Raw genomic sequence first — 23444 nt, 5'->3', positions numbered from 1 at the left:
GCCCCCGCGGGCGGAAAAGCGTTCGCGGGCCCCGGTGAAGATCAGGTAGGCATGGAGGATGGCTGAGCGAACGACCGCACTCGACCGTGTCCTGCGGCAGGCGGGCGGACCCGAGATCCTCGACGTCCTGGCCGAACGGCTGTCCGGGGCGGACCTCACCACGTTGCTGCTGGAGGTCGCGCGGCGCAGGGCCGGCGCGCTCTCGCCCGCCGACGTGCTGCGCCGCTACGGCCACGACCGCTTCGCCGCGCCCGGCGGGGTCGGGTTCCGCGACCTGCGGCGGGCCGAGGACGCCGCGCTGTCGGCGCTCCCGCCCGGCTTCGAGCCCGTCGTGCTCTCCCCGGTCGCGCCGCTCGGCGCGTGCTCGGCCCTCGCCACCGTCGACCAGAACAAGGTGATCTCCACCGTCAGGAACGGCGAGGTCGCCGCCGACCCCACCAACGCCCTCGCCCTGGAGGCGGCGGTCCGCCGCCGCGCCGCGGGCGGGGCCGAGCCGGTGCGGCTGGCGGCCGTACAGCGGGTCGTCCGCGCCCAGCACGTCGAAGGGGCCGCCCGCTTCGCGCACTTCACCCTGTTCGCGCTGGTGACCGCCGGTCGCGACACCGGCGACCACGCCTTCGAACGGCAGCACGCCGCCGAGCACCTGGCCATCCTGGGCGAGGCGGTGCGCGCGTGCGGCGCGGGGGAGCCCGAGGCCCGGGTCACGGTGCTCGACGAACGGTTCGAGCGCGTCGCCGCCGCCCTCGGCGGCACCCCCGACCCGGGGCGGGAGAGCGGCCGGGGCTACTACAGCGGCCTGTGCTTCAAGGTGTACGCGGGCGGGATGGAAGTGGGCGACGGCGGCTTCACCGACTGGACGGCCCGCCTGCTCGGCAACCGCAAGGAACGCCTCCTCATCAGCGCCCTCGGCCTCGACCGCCTCACCCTGACCCCCTGACCCGCCTCCCGCCCCAGGCGGGCGGGACGGTGGGGTCGGCGGGGTGGCCAGGCCGGTAGGCAGCGCGGTAGGCGGGGCGGTCAGGGGGCCGGGCGGGTGGCGGCGAGGAGTTCCTGTTCGGCGCGGACCTTCTTGGGCACGCACATGCGCCACGCGTCCAGCACCAGCTCGCGCATCTCCGCCACGTCGAGCGCGGCGGTGCGCGCCACCACCCAGTGGAAGCGCAGGTCGGACTCGCGCGGCAGCAGGAACTTCGCCGGCTCCGCCGCCACCAGGGCCTCGCGCTCCTCCTTCGGGAACCCGAAGCCCATGAGCGTCTCGTCCCGCGAGAAGGCCACGTAGACGATCTTGCCTACCCGGAACTTCACGCGGTCCCGGATCAAATGCTCCGACGAGCGCGGCAAGGTGCTCGCGAACCGTCGTACATCCTCGACTGTGAACACGAGGTCACGGTAACCGCCGCGACCGACAGTTTCTCAGCGGTTGCCCTCGGCGGCGGAGATGTCGGCGAGCGCCGAGTTCTGGTCGCGCTCCATCGCGAGGTCGCCGAGGCTCACGATGCCGATCGCGCGGCCGTCCTCGACGACCGGCAGGCGGCGCACCGCGTGCGTACGCATGAGCTGGACCGCCTGGTCGATCTCGGTGTCGGGCCCGACGGCCTCGACGGAGGCGCTGCACGCCTCGCGGACCGGCGTCTCCGGCCCCTTGTCGTCGGCCACCACCCGCACCGTGATGTCGCGGTCCGTGACGATGCCCTGCATGCGCCCGTTCTCGTTGACGATCACCGCCCCGGCGTCGTTCTCGCGCATCAGCGCCGCCGCGACGGACACCGGCTGCTCGGCCTCGACCGCCGCCGGGTCCCTTGTCATCACGTCTGCCACGGTCCTCGCCATGGGGACCTCCTTCTGCGGATCGGATGTCAGGGGCCCCCTACCCGGAGCGGCCCGGACCTCACCCCACCTGCTCAGAGGCCCTTGGCCGCCACCCGGATCTCGTCGAGGAGGATCTCCAGGTCACGCTCGGTGGTGTCCGGGTGCAGGAAGCAGGCGCGCAGCGCGTCCCGGCCGCCGAGCCGGGTGCCGGTCAGGAACGTGTTCCCGCGCGCCTGCACCGCGAACGGGATCGCCCGGTTGAGCGCGTCCAGGTCGCCGCTCCACGACGGCGTGTGCCGGAAGGCGGTGATCGACGTGACCACCGGCGCCAGCGGCTCGAAGTCGGGCGCCCGCTCCACCATCGCCGCCAGCGTACGGGCCAGGCCCGTGGTGTGCTCGACCAGGCGGACCACGCCGGAGCGGCCGAGGGACGACAGCGTCGCCCACGTCTTCAGCGCACGGAAGGGGCGGGTCTGCTCCGGCCCGTACTCGGCGAGCCAGCCCAGGTCGCCCGCGTTGTCGTCCACCAGGTACGACGGCACCAGGCTGAACGCGGCCCGCGCCGCCCCCGGGTCGCGCAGCAGCGCGCACCCGCAGCCGACCGGCACGCCGAGCCACTTGTGCGGGTCGAGGGCGAGCGAGTCGGCCCGGTCCAGGCCCGCGTAGTGCGGCGCCGCGCCCTCGGCCAGCACGCCGAGCGCCCCGTAGGCGCCGTCCACGTGGAACCACAGCCCGTGCTCGGCCGCCACGTCCGCGATCGCGTCGAGCGGGTCCACCGCGCCGGAGTTGACGGTGCCCGCGCTGCCCGCCACGCAGAACGGCCGCCGTCCCGCCGCCAGGTCCTCGGCCACCATCGCGCGCAGCGCGGCCACGTCCATCCGGTAGGCCGCGTCCACCGGCACGGTCCGCACGTTCCGCGCGCCGAGCCCGAGGAGCTGGGCCGCCTTGTGCAGGCAGCTGTGCCCCTCCTCGGTGACGTACAGGACGAACGGCGGCCGTCCGGCCAGGCCCTCCTCGCGCGCGTCCCAGCCGTCGGCGAGTGCGGCCCGCTGCCGGGCGGCGGCCAGGCACACGATCGTGGCCATGGACGCCCCGCTGGTCAGCAGCCCGCCGCCGGGCGGATGCGGGAACCCGGTCAGCTCGGCCAGCCAGCGCACCACGGCCCGCTCCAGGTGCGGCCCGGCGTGGTCGCCGCCCGCGCAGCTCGGGTTGAGCGCGGCGGCCAGCGGCTCGACGAGCACGCCCGCCGGGTTGGGCGGGGAGTTGACCCAGCCGAAGAAGCGCGGGTGGCCGTTGCCCATCGGATGCGGCAGCACGTGCGCGCGGACGTCGGCGAGCAGGTCGTCGAGCGGCCGGCCGTCGGCGGGCAGGTCCTGGCCGCTCAGCCAGGCGCGCTCGCCGTCGGGGACCGGCTGCCACACCGGGCCGTCCGGCACGCCCGCGAGATGCGCGGCCACGAGGGCGGCCGCCCGCTCACCGGCGGCGCGCAGGTCAGTCATCGAGCTGTCCCTTCCCTGATGATTCGTGGTGGCCGGGCGTGCCCAGCTCCATGGCGAGGTAGTAGACGCACGTGTCGGCGCCGTCGTTGGCGAAGGCGTGGCGGCGGTCGCCCGGGTAGTACGCCGAGTCGCCGGTCTCCAGCGTGTGCGCCCGCCCGTCGATCGTCAGGCGCAGGCTGCCGCGCTCGACCGCGAGGTACTCCCGCGACCCTGGCGCGTGCGGCGCGAACTCGCCGGCGTCCACGCCCGGACCGATGGTCGTGCGCATGAACTCGAACTCCACGTCGCCGAGCACCGGCGACAGCACCCGCCGCTCCCAGCCGGAGGGGTCGCGCAGCACCCGCTGCTCGGCGTGGCGCAGCACCCGCATCGCGCCGTGCGCGGGCTCGTCCAGCAGCCGGGCGATGGACGTGCCGAGCGCCGTGGCCAGCCGGTCGAGCACGAGCACGGTCGGCGTCTTGGCGCCGCGTTCGATGTCGGAGACCATGCTGCGGCTGACGCCGGCCAGGTCGGCCAGGCGTTCGATCGACAGCCCGCGCGTCCGCCGCTCGGCGCGGACCCGCTGCCCCAGCTCGGCCATGGACAGCCCGCTGGACAGCACACTTTCGCCCGTCATTTCTCCACTATAGCGGTGAATTGTCCGCTATCGCGGATTGGGTCGCCTGGTAGGCGGCCAGCACCTGCTTGCGGCGCTTGGCGGGCAGGCGGTCGATGTAGAGCCGCCCGTCGAGGTGGTCGCTCTCGTGCTGCAGGCAGCGCGCCAGCAGGCCGGTGCCCGTCACCGTGACCGGCTCGCCCGCCGCGTCGAACCCGTGGACGGTGGCCCGGTCGGGGCGGGGGAGCGGGGCGTACTGGCCGGGGACCGACAGGCAGCCCTCGTCGCCGGTGTCGAGCCGGCGCTCGCCGAGGCCGGGTGGCTCCAGCGCCGGATTGACGACGACGCCCTTGTGGCGCACGCCGTCGGCGTCGGGGCAGTCGTAGACGAAGACCCGCAGCGGCACGCCGATCTGGTTGGCGGCCAGGCCCACGCCCTCCGCCGCGTACATGCTCGCGAACATGTCGTCGACCAGCGCCGCCAGCTCCTCGCCGAACCGGGTGACCGGCTCGCACGGACGATGCAGCACGGGGTCGCCGACGTGCACGATCGGCCGGACCTCTCCCACGGTTCCTCCTGTAATGCTCCTTGTGTCCAGTGTAGGGGCGCGAGAGCAGTGTCTCGTATAGTAAGACGTTCTCTCTTGAATGGTGAGATGCGCGCTAGGGTGACGGCATCCGAGGCGAACGAAGGAGTTTGGCGATGGACCGTCCGGCGACCGCCGTCTACACGCACGGCCACCACGAGTCGGTGCTGCGCTCACACCGCTGGCGCACCGTGGAGAACTCGGCGGCATACCTGCTGCCCCACCTCAAGCCGCACATGAAGGTGCTGGACGTCGGCAGCGGCCCCGGCACCATCACCGCCGACCTGGCCCGCCTGGCAGGCCACGTCACGGCCTCGGAGGTCAGCGCGGACGCGCTGGAGCTGTCCAGGACCGAGATCGCCGCCCGCGGCCTGACCAACGTGGACTTCGCCGTCGCCGACGTGCACGACCTGCCGTTCGAGGACGACACGTTCTGCGTGGTCCACGCCCACCAGGTGCTCCAGCACGTCGGCGACCCCGTACGGGCGCTGCGCGAGATGCGCCGGGTGACCAGGCCCGGCGGATACGTCGCCGTCCGCGACAGCGACTACGCCGCCTTCGCCTGGTGGCCCCTGCTGCCCGAGCTGGACGAGTGGCTGGCCCTCTACCAGCGGGTCGCGCGGGGCAACGGCGGCGAGCCCGACGCCGGCCGGCGGCTGCTGTCGTGGGCCCGCGCCGCCGGCTTCTCCGACGTCACCGCCACCTCCTCCACCTGGTGCTTCGCCACCCCCGACGACCGCGCCTGGTGGGGCGGCATGTGGGCGGAGCGCATCCTCGGCTCCGCCATGGCGGACCAGGCCCGCGCCACCGGAGCCGCCACCGAGGCGGACCTGCGGCGCATCTCCGAAGGCTGGCGCGCCTGGGCGGCGGCCGGGGACGGCTGGCTGTCCGTCCCGCACGGCGAGCTCATCTGCCGCCCGTGACGGCGTACGGCCCCTGCCCGGGAAAGTGCTCCCCCTCGGTCTTGTCGGCGTAGTAGGCCCGCCTCTTGTCCAGCACGAGCGGGATGACGGTGCGCGTGTTGTCGCCGCTGAACTCCGCGGCGTACTCGCTCCTGGTCCAGCCGGCCGCGGCTGACGCGGCGCTCAGGCAGGGCACCAGGTAGCGCCCTGATGAGCCGGGACGTGGACGTGGTCACCGCTGCGTACGGCGGGCACGTAGGTCGCGACCGGAGGGACGGCCTCCGGCAACGTCAGCCCGAGCTCCTCCAGGCGCTGTTCGGGATGAGACCTCGCCCACTCCGTTCCGCGGTGTCCCGGGCTCATCGAGGGCCGCCGCGCCAGTCCGGCATCGCGCGCTCGCCGACGGCGACGTCGTAGGCCGCGCGGGCCAGCAGACGGGTCGAATCCAGCGTCGGCAGGCAGGAGACATCGGGCGTGATCAGCAACGGGATCTCGGTGCAGACGAGCGCGACCGCGTCGCAGCCCCGGTCGGCCAGCCGTCCGATGACGCGTAGATACTCCTGGCGCGACGCATCGCTGATCACGCCGTTCACCAGCTCCTTGAAGATGATCTCGTTGACGAGGTGGCGGTCGTCGGCGCCCGGCAGTTCCGCGGCGATCCCGCGGGCCGCCAGCGCCCGCGGGTACAGCGGTCCGTCCATCGTGTACCTGGTGCCCAGCACGCCGACACGAGTGCGCCCCTCGGCCGCTGCCTGGTCCGCGACGACCTCGGCGATGTGGAGACCCGGCAGCGGGAGGTCCGGCCCCGGCGCCTCCAGAGCCAGGTGGGCGGTGTTGTCCGGGCAGACGAAGAAGTCGGCGCCGGCCCGGGCGAGCCGCTGCGCGCTGGTGGCCAGGGTGGCCCGGACGGCCGCGTGATCTCCGCTGTCCCAGGCGGGCATGCTGTAGCCGAAGGCGATGTAGTCCATGGTGACGTCGGGATGCTCGTTGCGACCGGTCCGGCGGAATCCCTCCTCGCAGAAGTCGAGGAAGCAAAGGGCGGCTCCTCCCGTGCTGTGAGCGAGAACTCCAAGGTGTTTCACGACGGCTCCGGCGTTTCAGGACTTTCGGGACGGCTCCATTCTTCCCCGGAGGACCTCGAGTGCCCCACATTGAGGCATCGATCGATATAGCATCCATGCCGTGGAGGCATGGATGGATCTGCGGCTGCTGGGTTACATGGTCGCGATCGCCGAAGAGGGATCCATCAGCGCGGCCGCTCGCCGCCTCCGGCTGACCCAGCCGACCCTGAGCCGGCAACTACGTGAACTCGAAAGACGCTTGGGAGCCGAACTGTTCACCCGCGCCGGCCGCGGCCTTCTTCCCACCACTGCCGGCGAGGCGCTGCTCCGGCGGGCCGTGCGCATGCTGGCCGACGCTGAAGGCGCCCTGCACGACGTACGGCTGGCCGCCGAGGGCAAGACCGGTCGATTGACGGTCGGGTTCGCCGGATCGGGCATCAACGGCGCACTCGGGGACGCGCTCGGCCGGCTGCGAGCAGAGCTCCCCGGCGTCGAGCTGTCCCTGGTGGAGCTGTTCGACGACGCCGAGATGTCGGCCGGCATCCTGGACGGCGGCCTCGACGTGGCAGTGCAGCGGCTGCCGGTCCGCGACGCCCGCCTCGCCACCCGGGTCTGGACGCGTGAGCCGCTGACCCTCTTCCTGCCCGCCGGGCATCCGCTCGCCACGACCCGTGAGCCGGCGCCGGTTTCCGTGCTCGGTGAGATCCCCCTGGTGCTGTGGCCACGGGAGGCCGCGCCCCACGCGCACGACGAGATCACCTCGTTGTGCCATCACGCCGGGATCGTGCCGCGCATCGGCGCACGGGGCCGGACCGTTCAGACGATCCTCGCGCTGGTCGCCGCCGGTTTCGGCGCGGCCGTGATGGCCGACTCCTATCGAGTGCTGCACCGGGAGGGCGTGACACCACGACGGCTCGTGGGCACCGCCACCACCTTGCACCTGGTCTGGCCGGCCGGGGACATGGGGCCGCTGCTCACCCGTTTCATGACCGCCCTGAACGCCGTGAAGGCCCGACCTCGGCGATGAAGGACCCGAGACTCCCGGCAGACGCAGTCGGCGAGGCGCCGTGGAGCACCAGCCTCCGCGAGATTCACCGCGAAAGCCCCTGCGAACGCACGTGAGCAGTCGTCAGATGCCGAGGGTGCGGGCGCGCTGCCATTGCGGGTCGCGGTAGAGGACCATGTCGGTGCCCAGCATCTCGTCAGGGGCCGACAGCATGGCGATCTCGCCCGCGGCCTGCAGCTGCAGCAGCAGGTCGCGCACCCGCGGGCCCACGGGCAGCCGCCCGGCGGGCAGGCCGAGGCCGGTGCGCACCGTGTCGGCGATCTCCGACAGGCGGAACGGCCCGTCGAAGCGGGCCACGATCCCGCGTACGACGCTCATGGTGATGAGGTTCTCCGCCTCGGCGTGGGCGAGCTGCCAGGTGATCTGCTCCTTGCGCCGCCCGCTGCCCGCGCAGGACGTGCAGCCGCGCGACAGGCCCGGCGCGACCTCCTCCTCGGCCGAGCCGAGGCAGGCCGAGCAGAGGTTGTTCTCGGCCGCGTGGAGCTCGGCCGTCATCCGGCCGCCGAGGATGACGCCGCACGCGCAGGCGAACGCCTCACCGAGGATGCTGTTCTGCGGGGAGATCGTATGCTTCGTCACCGAGCCGACTCTACCGTCACCGGCGGGCCGCCGATCACGGCCGGATCACGGGCGGGCCCCGTCCCACGCCCAGGGCTCGCGGCTCAGGCGCGGTGGTCCGACAGGCCGCGCAGCCGCCGCAGCGCCTTCCTGGCGGCGGCCGCGATCCGCTCGTCCGGATGGTGGTCGATGAAGACCTGGAGCACCCGCCCGGTCCACGGATGGTCGCCGAACGCCAGGATCGCGATCGTCGCGGCCTGCTCCTCGGAGTTCATCCCCATGGCGATCGACTTGATCACCTCGTCCGGCGCGTCGCCGAACTCCAGCAGCGCCGCCGCCATGTCCACCAGCACCCACGCGATCTCCTCCGGCACCGGCTGCCGCTGCGGGTTCGCCGTCCTGGCCGCGATCACCGCGCCCAGCTTCGGCTCCTCCAGCAGCCGCAGCAGCGCGTGCCGGCCCTCGTCGCCGAGGTCGTGGGAGAGCACCTCGACGCCGACCGCCCGGCTGAGCGGGCTGACCGTGGCGAGCGCGGCGGCCAGGGAGGCGACGGCGTCGTCCCGGTCGCGGCCCTTCAGCCAGCCGGCCAGCTCCTCGTCGCGCTCGGCCTCGGGATAGGAGCGCAGCGCGTGCAGCAGCGTCGCCGCGTCGGCCTCGGCGAGCGAGCCCATGACGGGGATCTCCTGCCCGGTGGTGTCGGCGATGATCAGCCGGGCCGCCCAGAGGCCGAGCCAGCTCAGCGTGTACGGCTCCGCCGTCCGCACCAGCCCGAGCCCCGACAGCGTCTCCGGCGCCTCCCCCTTGACCGGCTCACGGGACAGGAACAGCCGGATGAGCTCCACCAGCAGCCCCTCGTCGGCGGCCAGCCGCTCCCTGCAGTGGTCCGCCCAGGCGGCCAGCACCTCGGCGTCGCCGCGCTCAATTCCCAGCTCCTCCGCTCCCAGCTCCTCGGCCAGCGGGGCGGCGCGGACGGCCGCGGCCAGCGTGGCCTCGTCGGGCAGCCGGATGGGCGGCTGCAGGGGCAGCGTCTCGTCGTCGTAGGACCTCACGAGCCCATCCTTTCGCGTTCTTTGCGATACAGTGCCCGCTGACGCCGAAAAGTCGGAAGAAAGGAGGCGCTGAGATGTTCGGCACTGCCCTGGGCGCTCCGCGCGCCCTCTTCCCCTTCTCGGAGGAATCGTGCTTTTCCGTACCGCGGTCGGCGACGACCTAGACCGCCTGCTCGGCTGCGTCGTCGACGAGTCCGTCAGCTGGGCCCACCCTGACCGCCTCCTGTCGTTCCTGGAGAGCGGGCACTACCGCCACGACCGCATCTGGCTGGCCCTCGACGAGGACACCGGCGACATCCTGGCCCGCGCCGTCTGGTGGGGCTTCCCCGACGGGCGGCCGCTCGCCCTCGACTGCGTCTACGTCCACCCGTCCGTCCGCGACCGGGTCGCGCTGGCCGCCGAGCTGCTGGAGCGCGGCCACGCCGCGTTCGGCGACCGCCCGGCGTACCACGTGTTCCTGTCCGAGGGCTGGCGCGAGGACCCGAAGGCCGCCGCCGGGCTCGGCTGGCGCCAGGAGGCGGCCGGCCGCGCCGGGCTCACCGACGAGCTGGAACGCCTGCGGCTCGCGTGGACGGCCGGCGAGCCCGTGCCCGAGCCGTCGGGCCGGCTGGTCTTCCGCGGCGAGGACGACGACGAGGCGTTCGTGGCGGCGTTCCGCCGGGTGGCGGAGGGAACGCTCGACCACGCCACCCGGCTGGCCCTGCGCACCATGGACCCGGAGGAGCAGGCGCGCCAGGAGGTCGCCGACTACCGGGAGATGCCGGGGGACCGGTCGTGGTGGCGGCTGGCGTACTCGGCCGAGGACAACTCCCTGGTGGGCGTCGCGCTGCCGTCGGCCAACAACGCCGGGCCCGTGGTCGGCTACCTCGGCGTCGTGCCCGAGCACCGCGGCCACGGCTACGTGGACGACCTGCTCGGCGAGATCACCCGCTGTCACGCCGAGCGGGGCGTGGAGCGCGTCGTCGCCGACACCGACCGCGGCAACGTGCCGATGGTGAAGGCGTTCGAGCGGGCCGGGTACCACACCTTCGCCGTCCGGCTGGTGCTGTCGGCCGGCTGACCGCCCACACGATCGGGCCGCGAAACGATCGGGCCGCCGCCGGGCCGGGCACTTGCGCCGGGGCCCCGGCGGCTGGTCTGATCGATAAGTGGCTGGTTATGACGAGACGTACCGGCGAAGCATCCGGCATCCCGAGGAGTTCTGGGCCGAGGCGGCCCGCGGCATCGACTGGGACACGGCTCCGGCCACGGTCCTCGGCCCCGACGGCCGCTGGTTCCCCGACGGGCGGCTCAACACCTGCCACAACGCGCTCGACCGGCACGTGGCCGCGGGCCGTGGTGAGCAGCCGGCGCTGATCCACGACAGCCCCGTCACCGGCGGCGTGCGCGTGCTCAGCTACGCCGAGCTGCTCGACGAGGTGGCGCGCACCGCGGGCATGCTGCGCGACCTCGGCGTAACCGCTGGCGACACCGTCGTGATCTACATGCCGATGGTGCCCGAGGCCGTGGTCGCCATGCTCGCCTGCGCGCGCCTCGGGGCGGTGCACTCGGTGGTGTTCGGCGGGTTCGCCGCCCGCGAGCTGGCGGTGCGCGTCGACCACGCCCGGCCCAAGGTCGTGCTGTCGGCCTCCTGCGGCATCGAGCCCAGCCGGGTGGTGGCGTACAAACCGCTGCTGGACGCGGCGCTGGAGCAGGCCGCCCACCGGCCTGAGCGATGCGTGATCCTGCAACGCCCGCAGTGCCTCGCCGAGCTGACCGAGGGCCGCGACCTCGACTGGGCCGCGACCGTGCGCGCCGCCGCGCCCGCCCCCTGCGTGAGCGTGGCCGCCACCGACCCGCTCTACGTCCTCTACACCTCCGGCACCACCGGCGCGCCGAAGGGCGTGCTGCGCGACAACGGCGGCCACGCCGTCGCGCTGCACTGGAGCATGGCCAACGTGTACGGCGCCGCCCCCGGCGAGGTCTTCTGGGCGGCCTCCGACGTCGGCTGGGTCGTCGGCCACTCCTACATCGTCTACGCCCCGCTGCTGGCCGGCTGCACGACCGTCCTGTACGAGGGCAAGCCCGTCGGCACCCCCGACCCCGGCGCGTACTGGCGGGTGGTGGCCACGCACGGCGTGCGGACGCTGTTCACCGCGCCGACCGCGATCCGCGCCATCAAGAAGGAGGACCCCTCCGGAGAATTCGCGAAAAAGTGGGACCTGTCCGGGCTGCGGCACCTCTTCCTCGCCGGCGAGCGCCTCGACCCCGACACCTACCACTGGGCCGCCGGCCTGCTCGGCGTCCCCGTCGTCGACCACTGGTGGCAGACCGAGACCGGCTGGCCCATCGCCGCCAACTGCGTCGGCATCGAGACCCTGCCGGCCAGGCCAGGATCCCCGACCAAGCCCGTGCCCGGCTGGGACGTGCACGTCCTGGACGCCGCCGGCAACGACTGCCCGCCCGGCGCCGAGGGCTCGGTCACGGTCAAGCTGCCGCTGCCGCCCGGCGCCCTGCCCACCCTCTACCGCGACGAGGCCCGCTTCCACTCCTCCTACCTCGAACGCCATCCCGGCCACTACCTGACCGGCGACGGCGGCCACTTCGACGCCGACGGCTACCTCTACGTCATGGGCCGCATCGACGACGTCATCAACGTCGCCGGGCACCGGCTGTCCACCGGCTCCATGGAGGAGGTCCTGGCCGGTCACCCCGACGTGGCCGAATGCGCCGTCATCGGCGTGGCCGACGAGGTCAAGGGACAGGTCCCGGTCGGCTTCGCGGTGCTCAAGTCCGGCTGTGAGCGCGACCCCGGGGAGCTGGAGCGCGAGCTGATCGCCCTGGTGCGCGAGCGCATCGGCCCGGTCGCCGCCTTCCGCCGCGCCGTCGTGGTCGCCCGGCTGCCGAAGACCCGCTCCGGCAAGATCCTGCGCGGCACGATGCGTGACATCGCCGACGACCGCCCGTACGCCACCCCGTCCACGATCGAGGACCCCGCCGCCCTGCCGGAGATCGCCGAGGCGATGAAACGGGCATGAAAGGAATGTGACCGCGGCACCCAGCGCTGACGGGACAACCCCAGTCCCCGGGAGAAGGCCATGATCGAGACCCCGAGCTACGCCGACGCCCTGCGGATCCTCGGCTGCAAGGACGGCAGGCTCGCCAAGGTGATCGGGTTCGGCGCGGCGGCCGAGCGCAGCGGGTGGCCGCTGGCCGGCGCCGGGCAGCTCGTCATGGGCGTGGCCGACATGCGCGCCTCCGTCGTCCGCTACGGCGAGGACGTCCTCGGCCGCCTGCCGGAGCTGCGCGGCGGCGTCGACCGGCACACCCGCACCCAGCGCCTGGCCGCCGCGCACGCCGTCATCGTCGTCTCCGCCTACTTCGAGGCGCTCGGTGAGGCCAAGCTGCCGTTCACGCTGGAGCAGCTCGACCGTACCGAGAAGATCGCGCGCGGCGTGCCGACCCCCGAGCGCTTCGCCCGCCTGATGGCCGCCCTGATGCTGGAGCGCCTGCCCACCCCCGAGCCGCACATCCCGTTCGGCGAGACCCGCCAGGCGGTGGAACGTGCCTACGCGCGCATGTCGGAGGCCCTGGCCGGTTACGTCGCCGGCCTGCCCGTCTGGGACGAGCTGAGCCACGACGACCAGATCCTGCTGCCCCGGATGCTCGCCGAGGGCCCGCCCGCCCACGCCCTGCGCGTCTATGACGAGAACTACCGTTCGCTGGCCCTCGACAGTCACGAGTTCGGCGTGCGCAGCCTGGTCACCGAACGCCCCCAGCCCTCCACGGCGCTGTCCAGGGTGGCGTGGCTGCTGGCCGAGCTGGCGCCGCCCCGCGTCGGCGACCGCCCCATGGTCCACCTGGCCAGGATGGCCGCCAACCTGCTCGACCAGCCGCTCCTGCTGGCCGGCAAGCTGCCCGAGGACGTCTACCTGCCGCTGCTCGGCGAGGGTTACCTCACCCCGCGCTGCCGGGTGGCCGAGCTGACCCGCGACGCCTCGCCCACGCTGGACGGCTGGTGGGAGGACCAGCGGCTGCTGCCCGACACCGAGGCGTTCCTCGTCGGGCACCTCACCTCGCTGCGCGCCACCCGGGCGCCGCTGCTCGTGCTCGGCGACCCCGGCTCCGGCAAGACCAAGCTGACCGAGGTGCTGGCCGCCCGCCTGGCCCGCTCGGAGTTCCTGCCGATCCGGGTGGACCTGCAGGGGGTCGCGCCGCGCGCGGACGTCACCGAGCAGATCGAGCAGGCCATCGCCGCCGTGCTCGGCGAGGAGGTCTCCTACGGCGAGCTCGTGGAGGCCGCCGGCGGGGCGCAGCCGGTGATCCTCCTCGACGGGCTGGACGAGCTGCTGCTCGGCGGCTCCGGCCGTTACGACTACCTCGCCCGCGTGGAGGAGTTCCAGCGCCGCGAGGCCGGGCTCGGCCGTCCCGCCGCCGTCATCGTGACCAGCCGCACGGTCGTGGCCGAGCGCATCCGCTTCCCCGACGGGCTGCTGGCGCTGCGGCTCCTGCCGTTCGAGGACGACCAGGTACGCCAGTGGCTGGAGATCTGGGACCAGGCCAACCGCGCCCTGCTGGCCCGCCGCGACCTCACGCCGCTGCCCGCCGAGGCCGCGCTCGCCCACGGCGAGATGGCCCGCCAGCCGCTGCTGCTGCTCCTGCTCGCCCTCTACGACGCCGGCGGCAACGCCGCGCAGCAGGACGACCCCCGGCGGCGCCCGCTCAAGCGCTCCCGCCTGTACGAGGTGCTGCTGCGCGACTTCACCGAACGCGAGACCGGCGGCGCCGGCCGGGTGGTCATCGACCAGGAGCTGGTGCTGCTCGGCGCGGCGGCGCTGTCCATGCTGGCCCGCGGCCGCCAGGTCATCACCGACGAGGCGCTCGAACGCGACCTGCCCGCCTTATGCCACGGCGGCGAGGACGACCCGGCGGACGCCGACCCCGACCGGCCGGCCCGCGCGGGCTGGGCGCGCAGGGCCACCGAGCGGTTCTTCTTCGTCCGCCGGGGCGGCCACGCCTTCCTGCACTCCACCTTCGGCGACTTCCTGGTCGCCTGGCTGGCCGTCTACGCGCTGCGCGACCTCGACCGCAGGCGCAGCCAGGCCGGCGACGAGCCGCTGGCGCTCGTGCAGAGCGTGGACGACGACCTGCTCTACGCCGTCATCTCCCACTCCTGCCTGGCCGAGCGCGGGCCGATCGTCGGGTTCGTCATCGACCTGCTCGACGACGTGCCGCCCGAGATCCGGGCCCGCTGCGTCGAGCAGTTGTCCGGGCTGCTGCGCCGTTCCCTGCACGAGTGCGGGCGCCGCCACTTCACCGGCTTCCGCCCGGTGCGGCACAGTCTGGCGCGGCGGCTGGCCGCGTACTCGGCGAACCTCGCGCTGCTCGTCGTGGCCGCCGCCGACGGGCCGGTCCGCGTCTCGGAGCTGCTGCCGGGACCCGACGCGACCGAGCGCTGGTCGTCCTTCACCCACCTGTGGAAGGGCCAGCTCGGGGAGGAGGGATGGAACGGCCTGGTCACCGCCCTGTCGGCGCGGCGGGTCATGGAGAACGGCGTGGAGGACGTCGTGCTCGGCGCCGACGACCCCACGGGGATGGGGGACGCGGTCGTCGCCGTCGCCACCGGGCACGGCCCCCGCCACCGCCGCCTGCTCGACCTGCTGCTGCGCGCGCTGGGGGAGGGGCGGCCCCTGCCGTACCGCGACCGGGTGGCCATCCTGGAGGAGCTGCTGCGCACGGCCGCGATCCGCTCGCCGGCCGTGCACCAGGCGCTCGGCGCGCTGTGGGCGGAGGGCGGCGCCGACCACGTGCGGCTGCGGCCCCTCCTGCGCGCGGTGCTCGCCGATCCGCGCGAGCGGCGGGCGGCCTGGGAGCTGCTGGTCAAGGCGGGCATCCCCGAGACATCGCTGTGGGAGATGCAGCAGGACGATGGTTGAATCCCGTACGCCCGGCGGCATTCGAGGCTGACACGCGAGCGGATTGTTACGTAATATCCACATACCGAGCTTGGGGGGCGCCAGGGTGCCAGGACAGAGCGTGGGTGTGGTGGTCGATCCGTCGGTTCCGGCGGAAGTCGCCGGGCTGTTACGCGTCAACGCCTCGCTGCTGTCCCGGATGCGCGCCGGATGGTCGCCCCACGACTCCTCCTGCGGATCCCGCCGGCCGCGCCGCGGCCCCTCCAGCACCCTGCTGCTGGCCGCCACCCCGGTGGTGATCGCCCTCATGGCCGTCCTGCTCGACTCGCCGTTCGCGCCGGCCGGGTTCGTGCTGCTCGGCACGTTCGTGTTCGTCGTCCTGGTGAAGATCGCCTCCATGAGCGAGCCGCCCGAGGACGAGCGCCCCCACGAGCGCCAGGTCTACGAGCAGGCCCGCTGGTACGACGGCCGCTATCTCCTCGGCGAGGACTTCGATCAGGAGGCGCGGCTCGTGCTGGGCCGCGCGCAGCGCGCGGTCGGCGCGGTGCTGCGCTCCCACGTCAACGCCGAGGGCCTGCTCGACGACGCGGGCAACGCCGTCATGCTGCCCGCGCAGGAATGGGAGATCGCCCGCCTGCTGGCCAAGCTCTCCGCCCTCCGCCGCGAGCACCGCGAGCTGCGCGAACGCGGCCTCGCGCCCGAGGTCGCCCCGGTGCTCCAGCCGCTCGAACGCGCCCTGTCCGCCAGCGAGGCGGCGGTGGTCGCCCGCGTCGAGGCGCTGGAACGTTACGCCGACCACGTACGCGAGGCCGAGCGCGCCTACCACGCGCACGCCCAGATCGAGGAGCTGCGGACACGGCTGCCGCGCTACGAGGAGCTGCTGGCCGAGTCGGGCGCCGACGGGCTCGCGCTCGCGGAGCTGGAGAAGCTGGCCGGCGACGCCGACACGCTGGAGCGGACGCTCCGGCACAGCGTGGAGTCCGCGCACGTGGCCTTCCGCCACCTGGAAAGCTGACGGCCGCGCGATGACCGACATCCTGCCCGGCCGCCCCGCGAAGGTCGTCGTCGATCCCGCGCTCTCCCGCGAGGTCGCCGACCTGCTGCGCGCCAACCACGCCCTGCTGGCCCGCGTCCACCAGGGCTGGCGGCCCCCGCCCAAGGGCCCCGACCCGACGCTCGGCCTGGCCGTGAGCGTCGGCGCCGGGGTGGTCGCGGCGGTGCTCGCCCTGTACGGCCTGGCCCTGTTCGCCGCCGAGCGCTACACGTCCTTCGCGATGACCATGACGGGCGCCGCCGTGCTGACCGTCGCCGTGCTGCTGCGGCCGCGTACCGACGCCGGGATCGAGCGCCGCCGCGCCCTCGAACGCGAGGTCCACCAGCACGCCCGCGGCCACGAGGGCCGCTACGTCCTGGACGAGCACCTCGACGAGCCCGCCCGCGCCCTGCTGGCCCGCGCCGGGGCGGCCGTCGAGCAGATCATGGCCTCCCGGATCAACGCCGAGGGCCTGCTGGACGACGTGCGCAACGCGGTGATGCTGCCCGCGCAGGAGTGGGAGATCGCCCGCCTGCTGGCCAAGCTGTCGGCGCTGCGCGCCGAGCACCAGGAGGTGATCGCCGAGGGGGTGACGCCCGAGGTGGCCGCCGTGGCGGGGCCGCTCGCCGAGGCCCTGGACAGCAGCGAGGCCGCGGTGCTCGCCCGCGTCGAGGCGCTGGAACGCTACGCGGGACACGTCGCCGACGCCGAGCGCGCCTACCGCGCCCGGCGGCAGATCGAGCGGCTCAGCGCCCGCCTGCCCCGCTACGAGGAGCTGCTCGTGGAGTCGGGGGCCGACGGTGCGGCCGTTCCCGAGCTCGACGGATTGTCCGAGGAGGCCGGCCGCCTTGAGCAGGCGTTACGCGACAGCGTCAGCTCGGCTCACGAGGCTTTTCGCCACCTTGGGGGGTGATTTGGCTTAGGATCCGAATTTGTGGCGGATATGGTGGTCGATCCCCAGATACCACCGGACGACGCGCAGGTGCTGAGGCAGTCCGGGCGCGTGCTGGTCAAGATGCGCCAGGGCTGGGCACCCCAGTCGCGCAGGGCCTCGCCGGGCGCGCCCCGCGGCATGGTGAGGGTCTTCGCCGGCGTGGTCCTCTTCGGCCTGCTGCTCGGCCTCGGCGCCGCGAGCAGGGGGCTCGGCCTGCTCGTCCTCGTGCTGTTCGGCGTCCCCATGGTGATCGGGCTGTTCGCCCGCCAGGACCTGGCCGGGGAGGACGAGGACGACACCGAGCGCCAGACCTACGAGCTGCTGCGCCGGCACGAGGGCCGCTACGTGCTCCTCGACGACCTCGACGAGTCGGCCAGGCGGCTGCTGGCCCGCGCGCAGCGGGCCGTCGCCACCGTCACCGGCTCCCGCGTCAACACCGAGGGCCTGCTGGACGACGCCCGCAACGCGGTGATGCTGCCCGCCGAGGAGTGGGAGATCGCCCGCCTGCTGGCCAAGCTGTCGGCGCTGCGCGCCAAGCACCGCGAGACCGTCTCGCGCGGCCTCACGCCCGAGGTCGAGGCCGTCGCCGAGCCGCTGGCCCGCGCGCTCGACGGCAGTGAGGACGCCGTGCTCGCCCGCGTCGAGGCGCTGGAGCGCTACGCCGCCAACGTCACCGAGGCCGAGCGCGCCTACAACGCCCACGAGCAGATCGAGGAGCTGCGCGGGCGGCTGCACCAGTACGAGGAGCTCGTGGCCGAGACCGGCGCGGACGCCTTCGCGGTGCCCGAGCTGGACCGGCTGGCGGCCGACGCCGACCGGCTGGAGCAGGCGCTCAGGCGGAGCGTGAGCTCCGCCCGCGAGGCCTTCCGCTACCTGGACCCGGGAGCGCCGAAAGAGGTGCCGGGAGCCCCGGGCGAGCCCTGACCCCCGGCGGGGGACCCGGTGTGGGCCACCTCCAGCAGCAGGTCGCACAGGGCGTCCGCGGCGTCCACACGGCCCAGCTTGGCCGCGGCCTGCCCCATCGCGGCGCGCAGCCCGGGATCGGCCAGCAGCGGCATCAGCTCCGCCAGGAGCTGGCCGGCCGTCGGCCGCGGCTCCAGCAGCGCCCGCGCCGCCCCCGCCGAGGCCAGGTAGCCGGCGTTCTTGCGCTGCTCGTCGCCGCCGGTCGGGATGAGCGGGATCAGCACGGCGGGCTTGCCGATCGCGGTCAGCTCCGAGACCGTCCCCGCGCCGCTGCGCGCGATCACCACGTCGGCCGCGGCGAACAGGTCGGCCAGCTCGGCCCCCACGTACGGCACCGGGTGGTAGCGGTCGGCCAGCTCGGCGGGCACCGGCACCGCGCGCATCTGCTCGATCCAGTTGGGCCCGCACTGGTGCACGACCTGCGCGTGCGGCAGCAGCTGCGGCAGGATCTCGGCGATGAGCGTGTTGATCTGCTTGCTGCCCTGCGCGCCGCCGGTCACGTAGATGAGCGGCACCTCGAAGGTCAGCCCGAACAGGTCGTAGGCCGCCGCCCGGTTGCCGGCCAGCAGCTCGGGCCGCACCGGGTTGCCGGTCACCACGGCCTTGGCGCGGGCGGAGGCGGGCAGGTGCTCCAGCGACGACTCGTGCGACAGCGCGATCCGGGTGGCGAGGCGCGACAGGATCCGGTTGGCCAGCCCGACGACGGTCGTCTGCTCGTGCATGACGAGGGGGCGGCGGATCAGCTTGGCCGCCACGCCGATGGGCACCGCCACGTAACCCCCGGTCGACAGCACCACGTCGGGCAGGTAGCGGGCCGCGTGCCCGATCGCCTGGAACACCCCGACCGGGATGCGGAACACGTCCGCGATGTTGGTGCCCAGCTCCCGGAGGTTGGGGCGGCGGCGCAGCTTGCCGGTCGTGATCGCCTTGAACGGGATGCCGTGCTCGGCCGTGATCCTGGCCTCCAGGCCGCTCGCGGTGCCGACCCAGAGCACGTCGTGCGGCACCTGGCGGCGCTGGAAGGCGGACAGCGTCGTCAGGGCCGGGTAGGTGTGACCGCCGGTGCCGCCGCCGGTGATCAACAGTCGCAGGGTTCGTGACATGCGATCAGAGTATGGCCGCGCAGCGGAAACCGGTGTGCCCGGTCGCCGAGTCCGGGGTGTTGGAGGTGCGCGCGGCCACCCGGTAGCGGTTGCAGTAGGAGTCGTGGCACATGTACGACCCGCCGCGGATCACCTTCGCCGTGCCCTCGGCCGGCCCGGCCGGGTTCTCCGCGTACGGCTTCCACGCCGTGCCCCACCAGTCGGCGGTCCACTCCCAGACGTTGCCCGCGACGTTGTAGAGCCCGTAGCCGTTCGGCTGGAACGACTTGACCGGCATCGTCCCCTTGCTCGGCGCGGTGGGGAAGTGGCCCTGCCAGATGTTGCACCGCTGCCGCCCGTTCGGTGCCAGCTCGTCGCCCCACGGGAAACGCTTGCGCTCCAGCCCGCCGCGGGCGGCCATCTCCCATTCGGCCTCGGTGGGCAGCCGCTTGCCCGCCCACTCGGCGTAGGCGTTCGCGTCGTTCCAGGAGACGTGCACGACGGGATGGTTCTGCCGGTCGCCGATCGACGAGCCCGGCCCCTCCGGGGTGCGCCAGGCGGCCCCCTCGACGCCCGCCCACCAGGACGCGCCCGGCACGGTCGCGTCGATGACGCCCGCGCGGGCGAACTGGCGGAACACGAACGACCAGCCGATCCGCTCGGCCTCGGTGAGGTATCCCGTCTCCTTGACGAACGTGGCGAACTGGGCGTTCGTCACACACGTGGGATCGATCATGAACGGGTCCAGCCGCACCTCGCGGACCGGTCCCTCGCCGTCCTCGGGGCGGGCGTCCCAGTCGTCGCCGCCCATGAGGAACGTCCCGCCAGGGACGCGTACCATGCCGCGTGGCGGCGCCGACCGCCGCGCGGTCAGGACGGCCGGCCGCGGCTGCGGCGTGGCGGCGCCCTCCCTGCTCGGGCCACAGCAAGCGCTCAAAGTCCCCCCAAACGTGTCATACCAGTAAGGAAGGGTAGCCCTTGAAACATGTCCCCGATCACGCGGCCGCCGCTGGTCACTCCTCGCCTTGTGCCGTGAATCCGGCAGAACGGTAGCGTTTTCCCATGCGACTCGGCGTGCTGGACATCGGCTCGAACACGGTGCATCTCCTCGTCGTGGACGCCCACCACGGCGCCCGGCCCATCCCCGCGTACTCGCACAAGGAGGAGCTGCGCCTGACGGAATACCTCGGCGAGGACAACCGGCTCGCCGAGCGGGGCGTCGAGCGGCTGTGCGCGTTCGTCAAGGGGGCCGTCGAGCTGGCCGAGGACAAGGGCGTCGAGGACCTGCTCGCCTTCGCCACCTCCGCCGTGCGCGAGGCGGCCAACGGCGAGGAGGTGCTGGCCCGCATCGAGGACGGCTGCGGCGTGCACATCGAGGTGCTGTCCGGGCGTGACGAGGCCCGGCTGACCTTCCTCGCCGTGCGCCGGTGGTTCGGCTGGTCGTCGGGGCGGCTGCTGGCCTTCGACATCGGCGGCGGCTCGCTGGAGATCGCGGCCGGCGTGGACGAGGAGCCCGACGTGGCCGTCTCGCTGCCGCTGGGGGCCGGGCGGCTGACCCGCGACTGGTTCACCGCCGACCCGCCGTCCGCCGACGAGGTGCGCAGGCTGCGGCGGCACGTACGCACCGAGGTCGCCCGCACCGTCGGCTCCGTCGTCCGCTACGGCCGGCCCGACCGCGCCGTCGCCACCTCCAAGACCTTCAAGCAGCTCGCCAGGATCGCCGGGGCCGCGCCCACCAACGAGGGCCTGTACGTGCCCCGCCGGCTCACCCGGCAGGACATGGCCGACTGGGTGACCAAGCTGGCCGGCATGAGCACGGCCGAGCGGGCGCGGCTGTCCGGCGTGTCCGAGGGGCGGGCGGCGCAGCTGGCGGCGGGGGCGCTGGTCGCGGACGCGGCCATGGACCTGTTCGAGGTGGACAGCCTGGAGGTGTGCCCGTGGGCGCTGCGCGAGGGCGTCATCCTGCGCCGGCTCGACCTGCTGCCGGGCCGGCTCGACCACTCGGGGCTGGTCGCGGACTGAGCGCGCCCTGCTGTCGAGTAAGTGCGTTATATCCGCATGAGTTGGCATAACCCGCTGATGATCGGGAACTCTTCGCCAGATGTTGGACGTGCTCGGCGCCATCGGGTCCCTGCTGGTCGTGCTGCTGCTCATCGTCGGCGCGATCGCCGTCGTCGCCGTGATCGCCCTGGGGGCGTTCGTGGTCATGGCCGGCTCCATGCTCCCCTTGCCGCGGCTGTGGCGGCGCCTGACGGGGCGGGAGCGGCGGCTGACGGTGAAGCTGAGCGGTGAGAGCGTCCCCGAGCGGCGGCGCGGCGAGCTGAGCGGCCGCACCCCGCGCCTGCGCCGCCACTTCTCCCTGGAGGTCAGGCGACGTCGCGGCGCAGGGGTCTGAGCAGCGCGGCCGTGCTCGCCAGCGCCGTGTACCCGAGCAGGACCAGCGCCCCGGCCAGGGGGGACAGCAGGCGGACGGGCTCACTGGACAGCTGCTGGGCCAGGGCGTCGGCCACGGCGGTGAAGTCGGTCAGCGCCGCGGTCGCGCCGCCGGGCAGCAGGGGATAGAGGTGGCGGACGCCCGGGATCATGACGAGCAGCAGCTCCGCCCCGTACAGGTAGCCGACCACCACGCAGAGCGCCGCGACCTGGTGGCGGATCAGCGCGCCCATGCCGACGCCGAGCACCGTGTAGGCGGCCATCGCGACCGCCAGGCGGGCCAGGAGCTCGACGACGGTCCCCGCGTCCAGGCCCAGGGTGACGCCGCGCGCCGCGGCCGCGCCGAACAGCGCCACGGCGGCGGTGCCCGACAGGACGAGTCCGTAGACCACGCCGGCCAGCCCGTACGTGATGAGCTTGGCGGCCAGCACCCGCCAGCGGTCCGGCGCGTACAGGAACGTGACCGTGATGGTGCGGTGCCGGTACTCGGAGGTCAGGGCCAGGGTGCCGACGGCGGCGGGGACGAAGGCGGTGAAGCCGAGAAAGCCGAGCACGGCCCGGACCCCCGCCTCGGTGTGCAGCCCCGGCATCGGAGGGTCGAAGTTCTCCGGCCCGACGAGGGCGAGCAGCCCGATCAGGCCGCCGCCGAGCAGGGCGGCGACGAGCAGGGTGCCGAGCCACATGCGGGTCGCGAGCAGCCTGCGGAACTCCGCGTGGATCAGAGGTCTCATGCGTTCGTCCGTTCGCCGGTCAGGTCCAGGAAAAGCTCTTCCAGGCTCGGTGGGGAGGCGGCCAGGCCGTGGACGGGCAGCTCGTGCGCCGCGGCCAGGCCGGCGATCTCGGCGGGCTCCAGCCCGTGCACCCGCAGGTCGCAGGGCCCGTCGCGGTCGATCCCGCGGGCGGCGGGCGCGAGGACGCGGGCGAGCCGGTCCGCGTCCGGGCTGCTCACCCGTACGACGTGCGCCGTGCCGGCGAGCTCGCTCAGGGCTCCGGCGGCCAGCAGCCGGCCCCGCCGGATGACCACGACGTCGTCGGCGATCTGCTGAACCTCGCCCAGCGCGTGGCTGGAGACCAGGACGGCGCGGCCCTCACCGGCCAGCTCGCGCAGGAACGCGCGCAGCAAGGCCGTGCCCTCGGGGTCCAGGCCGTTGCCCGGCTCGTCCAGCAGCAGGACGCCGGGATCGCCCAGCAGGGCGGTGGCCAGGCTGAGCCGCTGCCGCATGCCGGTGGAGTAGGTGCCCGTCGCGCGGTCGCCCGCCGCCGCCAGGCCGAGCAGGCCGAGCAGGTCCTCGACCCGGCGGCGCGGGTGCCCGCCCATCGCCGCGTAGATCCTCAGATGGTCTCTGGCCGAGTGCCGCGGATGGAAGGCGGCGCCGTCGAACGCCGCCCCCACGACGGTCGTCGGGCGCGGCAGGTCGCGGTAGCGCCGCCCGCCGATCGTCACGCCGCCGGAGGTGGGCGCGACGTGGCCGACCATCATGCGCATGGTCGTGGTCTTGCCGGCGCCGTTGGGGCCGAGGAAGGCGGTGACCGCTCCCGGCCTCACGGTGAAGCTGAGATCGTCGACGGCGGTGAACGTGCCGTACCTCTTGGTCAGGCGGCGGACCTCGACGCCGCTCATGCGGCCGTCGCCCGGATGGCCTCCGCGAGCCGGTCGGCGCCGGGGACCGAGACCACGACCTCGTCGAACTCGCCGCCCGAACCCGCGCGGTCCAGCAGCAGCCGCAGTCCGGGCAGGTGGCGGTTGACCGAGACCAGCTGCCGGGGGCCGCCGTAGAGGCCCCAGACGCCGATCTTGGTGTGGCCCGACACGGCCAGCCCGCTCCGCGCGCCGCGCGGGACGCGCAGCGGCTGCCCGGTGGCGACCGCCTCCCGCACGGCCGCCAGGGGAATGACGTGCCGGGCGCGGCCGGCGAAGAACCGCTCCCAGGGACCGAACTCCACGATGATCGAGCCGCCGTCGATGATGACCGTCGCCAT

At 73.8% G+C, this 23444-nt stretch carries 25 protein-coding genes; 11 read left to right on the top strand and 14 right to left on the bottom strand.

The window, feature by feature from the left end; genetic code table 11:
- The first annotated feature begins 58 nt into the window (after positions 1-58).
- Complete coding sequence (locus tag SMD20_RS11090) at positions 59-937, top strand: hypothetical protein (RefSeq protein WP_329578648.1); 879 nt, start codon at positions 59-61, stop codon at positions 935-937.
- Positions 938-1017: 80 nt separating this feature from the next.
- On the opposite strand, the gene SMD20_RS11085 is transcribed toward SMD20_RS11090, so the two are convergent.
- From SMD20_RS11085 to def, 5 genes are all read right to left on the bottom strand, one after another.
- Complete coding sequence (locus SMD20_RS11085; RefSeq protein ID WP_329578646.1) at positions 1018-1380, bottom strand: MmcQ/YjbR family DNA-binding protein; 363 nt, start codon at positions 1378-1380, stop codon at positions 1018-1020.
- Between the two features lie 33 nt (positions 1381-1413).
- Entirely contained in the window at positions 1414-1830 is a 417-nt protein-coding gene (locus tag SMD20_RS11080; RefSeq protein WP_329578643.1) for a CBS domain-containing protein, read from the bottom strand.
- Positions 1831-1901: 71 nt separating this feature from the next.
- Positions 1902-3308, bottom strand: coding sequence for a pyridoxal phosphate-dependent decarboxylase family protein (locus tag SMD20_RS11075; protein WP_329578640.1), 1407 nt, complete (start codon positions 3306-3308; stop codon positions 1902-1904).
- Positions 3301-3924, bottom strand: a complete 624-nt coding sequence (locus SMD20_RS11070) for a helix-turn-helix domain-containing protein (protein WP_329578637.1) — start codon at positions 3922-3924, stop codon at positions 3301-3303. The genes SMD20_RS11075 and SMD20_RS11070 overlap by 8 nt, the downstream gene beginning before the upstream one ends.
- 7 nt (positions 3925-3931) lie before the next feature.
- A complete protein-coding gene (gene def, locus SMD20_RS11065; RefSeq protein ID WP_329578634.1) occupies positions 3932-4471 on the bottom strand; it encodes a peptide deformylase in 540 nt (179 codons plus the stop codon).
- Between the two features lie 134 nt (positions 4472-4605).
- On the opposite strand from def, the gene SMD20_RS11060 reads away from it, so the two are divergent.
- Positions 4606-5412 (top strand): class I SAM-dependent methyltransferase, encoded by an 807-nt coding sequence (locus SMD20_RS11060; protein WP_329578632.1) that lies wholly within the window; start codon positions 4606-4608, stop codon positions 5410-5412.
- On the opposite strand, the gene SMD20_RS11055 is transcribed toward SMD20_RS11060, so the two are convergent.
- Positions 5396-5587 (bottom strand): hypothetical protein, encoded by a 192-nt coding sequence (locus SMD20_RS11055; protein ID WP_329578630.1) that lies wholly within the window; start codon positions 5585-5587, stop codon positions 5396-5398. The two genes, SMD20_RS11060 and SMD20_RS11055, sit on opposite strands and share 17 nt — an antisense overlap.
- Before the next feature lie 163 nt (positions 5588-5750).
- Positions 5751-6473, bottom strand: a complete 723-nt coding sequence (locus tag SMD20_RS11050) for an aspartate/glutamate racemase family protein (RefSeq protein ID WP_329578628.1) — start codon at positions 6471-6473, stop codon at positions 5751-5753.
- Positions 6474-6573: 100 nt separating this feature from the next.
- On the opposite strand from SMD20_RS11050, the gene SMD20_RS11045 reads away from it, so the two are divergent.
- Positions 6574-7479 carry a LysR family transcriptional regulator gene (locus SMD20_RS11045; protein ID WP_329578625.1) on the top strand — a complete coding sequence of 302 codons (906 nt, stop codon included), beginning with the start codon at positions 6574-6576 and terminating at the stop codon, positions 7477-7479.
- A 102-nt stretch (positions 7480-7581) separates the two neighbouring features.
- On the opposite strand, the gene SMD20_RS11040 is transcribed toward SMD20_RS11045, so the two are convergent.
- Positions 7582-8097 carry a hypothetical protein gene (locus SMD20_RS11040; RefSeq protein ID WP_329578622.1) on the bottom strand — a complete coding sequence of 172 codons (516 nt, stop codon included), beginning with the start codon at positions 8095-8097 and terminating at the stop codon, positions 7582-7584.
- An 83-nt stretch (positions 8098-8180) separates the two neighbouring features.
- On the bottom strand, positions 8181-9125 hold the full coding sequence (locus tag SMD20_RS11035) for a hypothetical protein (RefSeq protein ID WP_329578619.1): 945 nt from the start codon (positions 9123-9125) through the stop codon (positions 8181-8183).
- 130 nt (positions 9126-9255) lie between these two features.
- On the opposite strand from SMD20_RS11035, the gene SMD20_RS11030 reads away from it, so the two are divergent.
- The 6 genes from SMD20_RS11030 (at position 9256) to SMD20_RS11005 (ending at position 17910) form a co-directional block, all read left to right on the top strand.
- Positions 9256-10185: a GNAT family N-acetyltransferase gene (locus SMD20_RS11030; RefSeq protein WP_329578617.1), complete on the top strand. Its 930-nt coding sequence runs from the start codon at positions 9256-9258 to the stop codon at positions 10183-10185.
- A gap of 88 nt (positions 10186-10273) precedes the next feature.
- A complete protein-coding gene (locus SMD20_RS11025) occupies positions 10274-12142 on the top strand; it encodes a propionyl-CoA synthetase (protein WP_329578614.1) in 1869 nt (622 codons plus the stop codon).
- Positions 12143-12202: 60 nt separating this feature from the next.
- A complete protein-coding gene (locus SMD20_RS11020) occupies positions 12203-15040 on the top strand; it encodes an NACHT domain-containing protein (protein ID WP_329578611.1) in 2838 nt (945 codons plus the stop codon).
- Positions 15041-15140: 100 nt separating this feature from the next.
- Complete coding sequence (locus tag SMD20_RS11015; RefSeq protein WP_329578608.1) at positions 15141-16034, top strand: hypothetical protein; 894 nt, start codon at positions 15141-15143, stop codon at positions 16032-16034.
- Between the two features lie 10 nt (positions 16035-16044).
- Complete coding sequence (locus tag SMD20_RS11010) at positions 16045-16965, top strand: hypothetical protein (RefSeq protein ID WP_329578604.1); 921 nt, start codon at positions 16045-16047, stop codon at positions 16963-16965.
- 30 nt (positions 16966-16995) lie between these two features.
- Positions 16996-17910 (top strand): hypothetical protein, encoded by a 915-nt coding sequence (locus SMD20_RS11005; RefSeq protein WP_329592503.1) that lies wholly within the window; start codon positions 16996-16998, stop codon positions 17908-17910.
- Here SMD20_RS11005 and SMD20_RS11000 read toward each other — a convergent pair.
- Positions 17856-19052 carry a UDP-N-acetylglucosamine--N-acetylmuramyl-(pentapeptide) pyrophosphoryl-undecaprenol N-acetylglucosamine transferase gene (locus tag SMD20_RS11000; RefSeq protein WP_329578602.1) on the bottom strand — a complete coding sequence of 399 codons (1197 nt, stop codon included), beginning with the start codon at positions 19050-19052 and terminating at the stop codon, positions 17856-17858. The genes SMD20_RS11005 and SMD20_RS11000 overlap by 55 nt on opposite strands.
- 4 nt (positions 19053-19056) lie before the next feature.
- Positions 19057-19872, bottom strand: coding sequence for a formylglycine-generating enzyme family protein (locus SMD20_RS10995; protein ID WP_442942593.1), 816 nt, complete (start codon positions 19870-19872; stop codon positions 19057-19059).
- A gap of 221 nt (positions 19873-20093) precedes the next feature.
- Here SMD20_RS10995 and SMD20_RS10990 point away from each other — a divergent pair, with 221 nt between their 5' ends.
- Both SMD20_RS10990 and SMD20_RS10985 read left to right on the top strand, forming a co-directional pair.
- A complete protein-coding gene (locus SMD20_RS10990; RefSeq protein ID WP_329578594.1) occupies positions 20094-21053 on the top strand; it encodes a Ppx/GppA phosphatase family protein in 960 nt (319 codons plus the stop codon).
- 79 nt (positions 21054-21132) lie between these two features.
- Positions 21133-21426, top strand: coding sequence for a hypothetical protein (locus tag SMD20_RS10985; protein WP_329578591.1), 294 nt, complete (start codon positions 21133-21135; stop codon positions 21424-21426).
- Here the strand turns inward: SMD20_RS10985 and SMD20_RS10980 are convergent.
- Genes SMD20_RS10980 through SMD20_RS10970 form a run of 3 tightly spaced genes read right to left on the bottom strand, consistent with a single transcriptional unit; the run spans position 21398 to position 23444 of the window.
- Positions 21398-22195: an ABC transporter permease gene (locus SMD20_RS10980; protein ID WP_329578588.1), complete on the bottom strand. Its 798-nt coding sequence runs from the start codon at positions 22193-22195 to the stop codon at positions 21398-21400. The two genes, SMD20_RS10985 and SMD20_RS10980, sit on opposite strands and share 29 nt — an antisense overlap.
- Complete coding sequence (locus SMD20_RS10975) at positions 22192-23085, bottom strand: ABC transporter ATP-binding protein (RefSeq protein WP_329578586.1); 894 nt, start codon at positions 23083-23085, stop codon at positions 22192-22194. Before SMD20_RS10975 ends, SMD20_RS10980 begins: the two co-directional genes overlap by 4 nt.
- Positions 23082-23444 (bottom strand): hypothetical protein, encoded by a 363-nt coding sequence (locus SMD20_RS10970; protein WP_329578583.1) that lies wholly within the window; start codon positions 23442-23444, stop codon positions 23082-23084. The genes SMD20_RS10975 and SMD20_RS10970 overlap by 4 nt, the downstream gene beginning before the upstream one ends.

The organism is Nonomuraea sp. LP-02 (assembly GCF_036289125.1).
GTDB classification, from domain to species: domain Bacteria; phylum Actinomycetota; class Actinomycetes; order Streptosporangiales; family Streptosporangiaceae; genus Nonomuraea; species Nonomuraea bangladeshensis.
This window is presented reverse-complemented; position numbering and strand designations above follow the sequence as displayed.

What these genes read in the sequence shown, in the direction of transcription:
- SMD20_RS11000 (WP_329578602.1), bottom strand. Translation starts at nt 19,052, where the DNA reads ATGTCACGAACCCTGCGACTGTTGATCACCGGCGGCGGCACCGGCGGT.
- SMD20_RS11090 (WP_329578648.1), top strand. Translation starts at nt 59, where the DNA reads ATGGCTGAGCGAACGACCGCACTCGACCGTGTCCTGCGGCAGGCGGGC.
- SMD20_RS10995 (WP_442942593.1), bottom strand. Translation starts at nt 19,872, where the DNA reads ATGGTACGCGTCCCTGGCGGGACGTTCCTCATGGGCGGCGACGACTGG.
- SMD20_RS11005 (WP_329592503.1), top strand. Translation starts at nt 16,996, where the DNA reads ATGGTGGTCGATCCCCAGATACCACCGGACGACGCGCAGGTGCTGAGG.
- SMD20_RS10985 (WP_329578591.1), top strand. Translation starts at nt 21,133, where the DNA reads ATGTTGGACGTGCTCGGCGCCATCGGGTCCCTGCTGGTCGTGCTGCTG.
- SMD20_RS11070 (WP_329578637.1), bottom strand. Translation starts at nt 3,924, where the DNA reads ATGACGGGCGAAAGTGTGCTGTCCAGCGGGCTGTCCATGGCCGAGCTG.
- SMD20_RS11075 (WP_329578640.1), bottom strand. Translation starts at nt 3,308, where the DNA reads ATGACTGACCTGCGCGCCGCCGGTGAGCGGGCGGCCGCCCTCGTGGCC.
- SMD20_RS11060 (WP_329578632.1), top strand. Translation starts at nt 4,606, where the DNA reads ATGGACCGTCCGGCGACCGCCGTCTACACGCACGGCCACCACGAGTCG.
- SMD20_RS11020 (WP_329578611.1), top strand. Translation starts at nt 12,203, where the DNA reads ATGATCGAGACCCCGAGCTACGCCGACGCCCTGCGGATCCTCGGCTGC.
- SMD20_RS10980 (WP_329578588.1), bottom strand. Translation starts at nt 22,195, where the DNA reads ATGAGACCTCTGATCCACGCGGAGTTCCGCAGGCTGCTCGCGACCCGC.
- SMD20_RS11080 (WP_329578643.1), bottom strand. Translation starts at nt 1,830, where the DNA reads ATGGCGAGGACCGTGGCAGACGTGATGACAAGGGACCCGGCGGCGGTC.
- SMD20_RS10990 (WP_329578594.1), top strand. Translation starts at nt 20,094, where the DNA reads ATGCGACTCGGCGTGCTGGACATCGGCTCGAACACGGTGCATCTCCTC.
- SMD20_RS10970 (WP_329578583.1), bottom strand. Translation starts at nt 23,444, where the DNA reads ATGGCGACGGTCATCATCGACGGCGGCTCGATCATCGTGGAGTTCGGT.
- SMD20_RS10975 (WP_329578586.1), bottom strand. Translation starts at nt 23,085, where the DNA reads ATGAGCGGCGTCGAGGTCCGCCGCCTGACCAAGAGGTACGGCACGTTC.
- SMD20_RS11010 (WP_329578604.1), top strand. Translation starts at nt 16,045, where the DNA reads ATGACCGACATCCTGCCCGGCCGCCCCGCGAAGGTCGTCGTCGATCCC.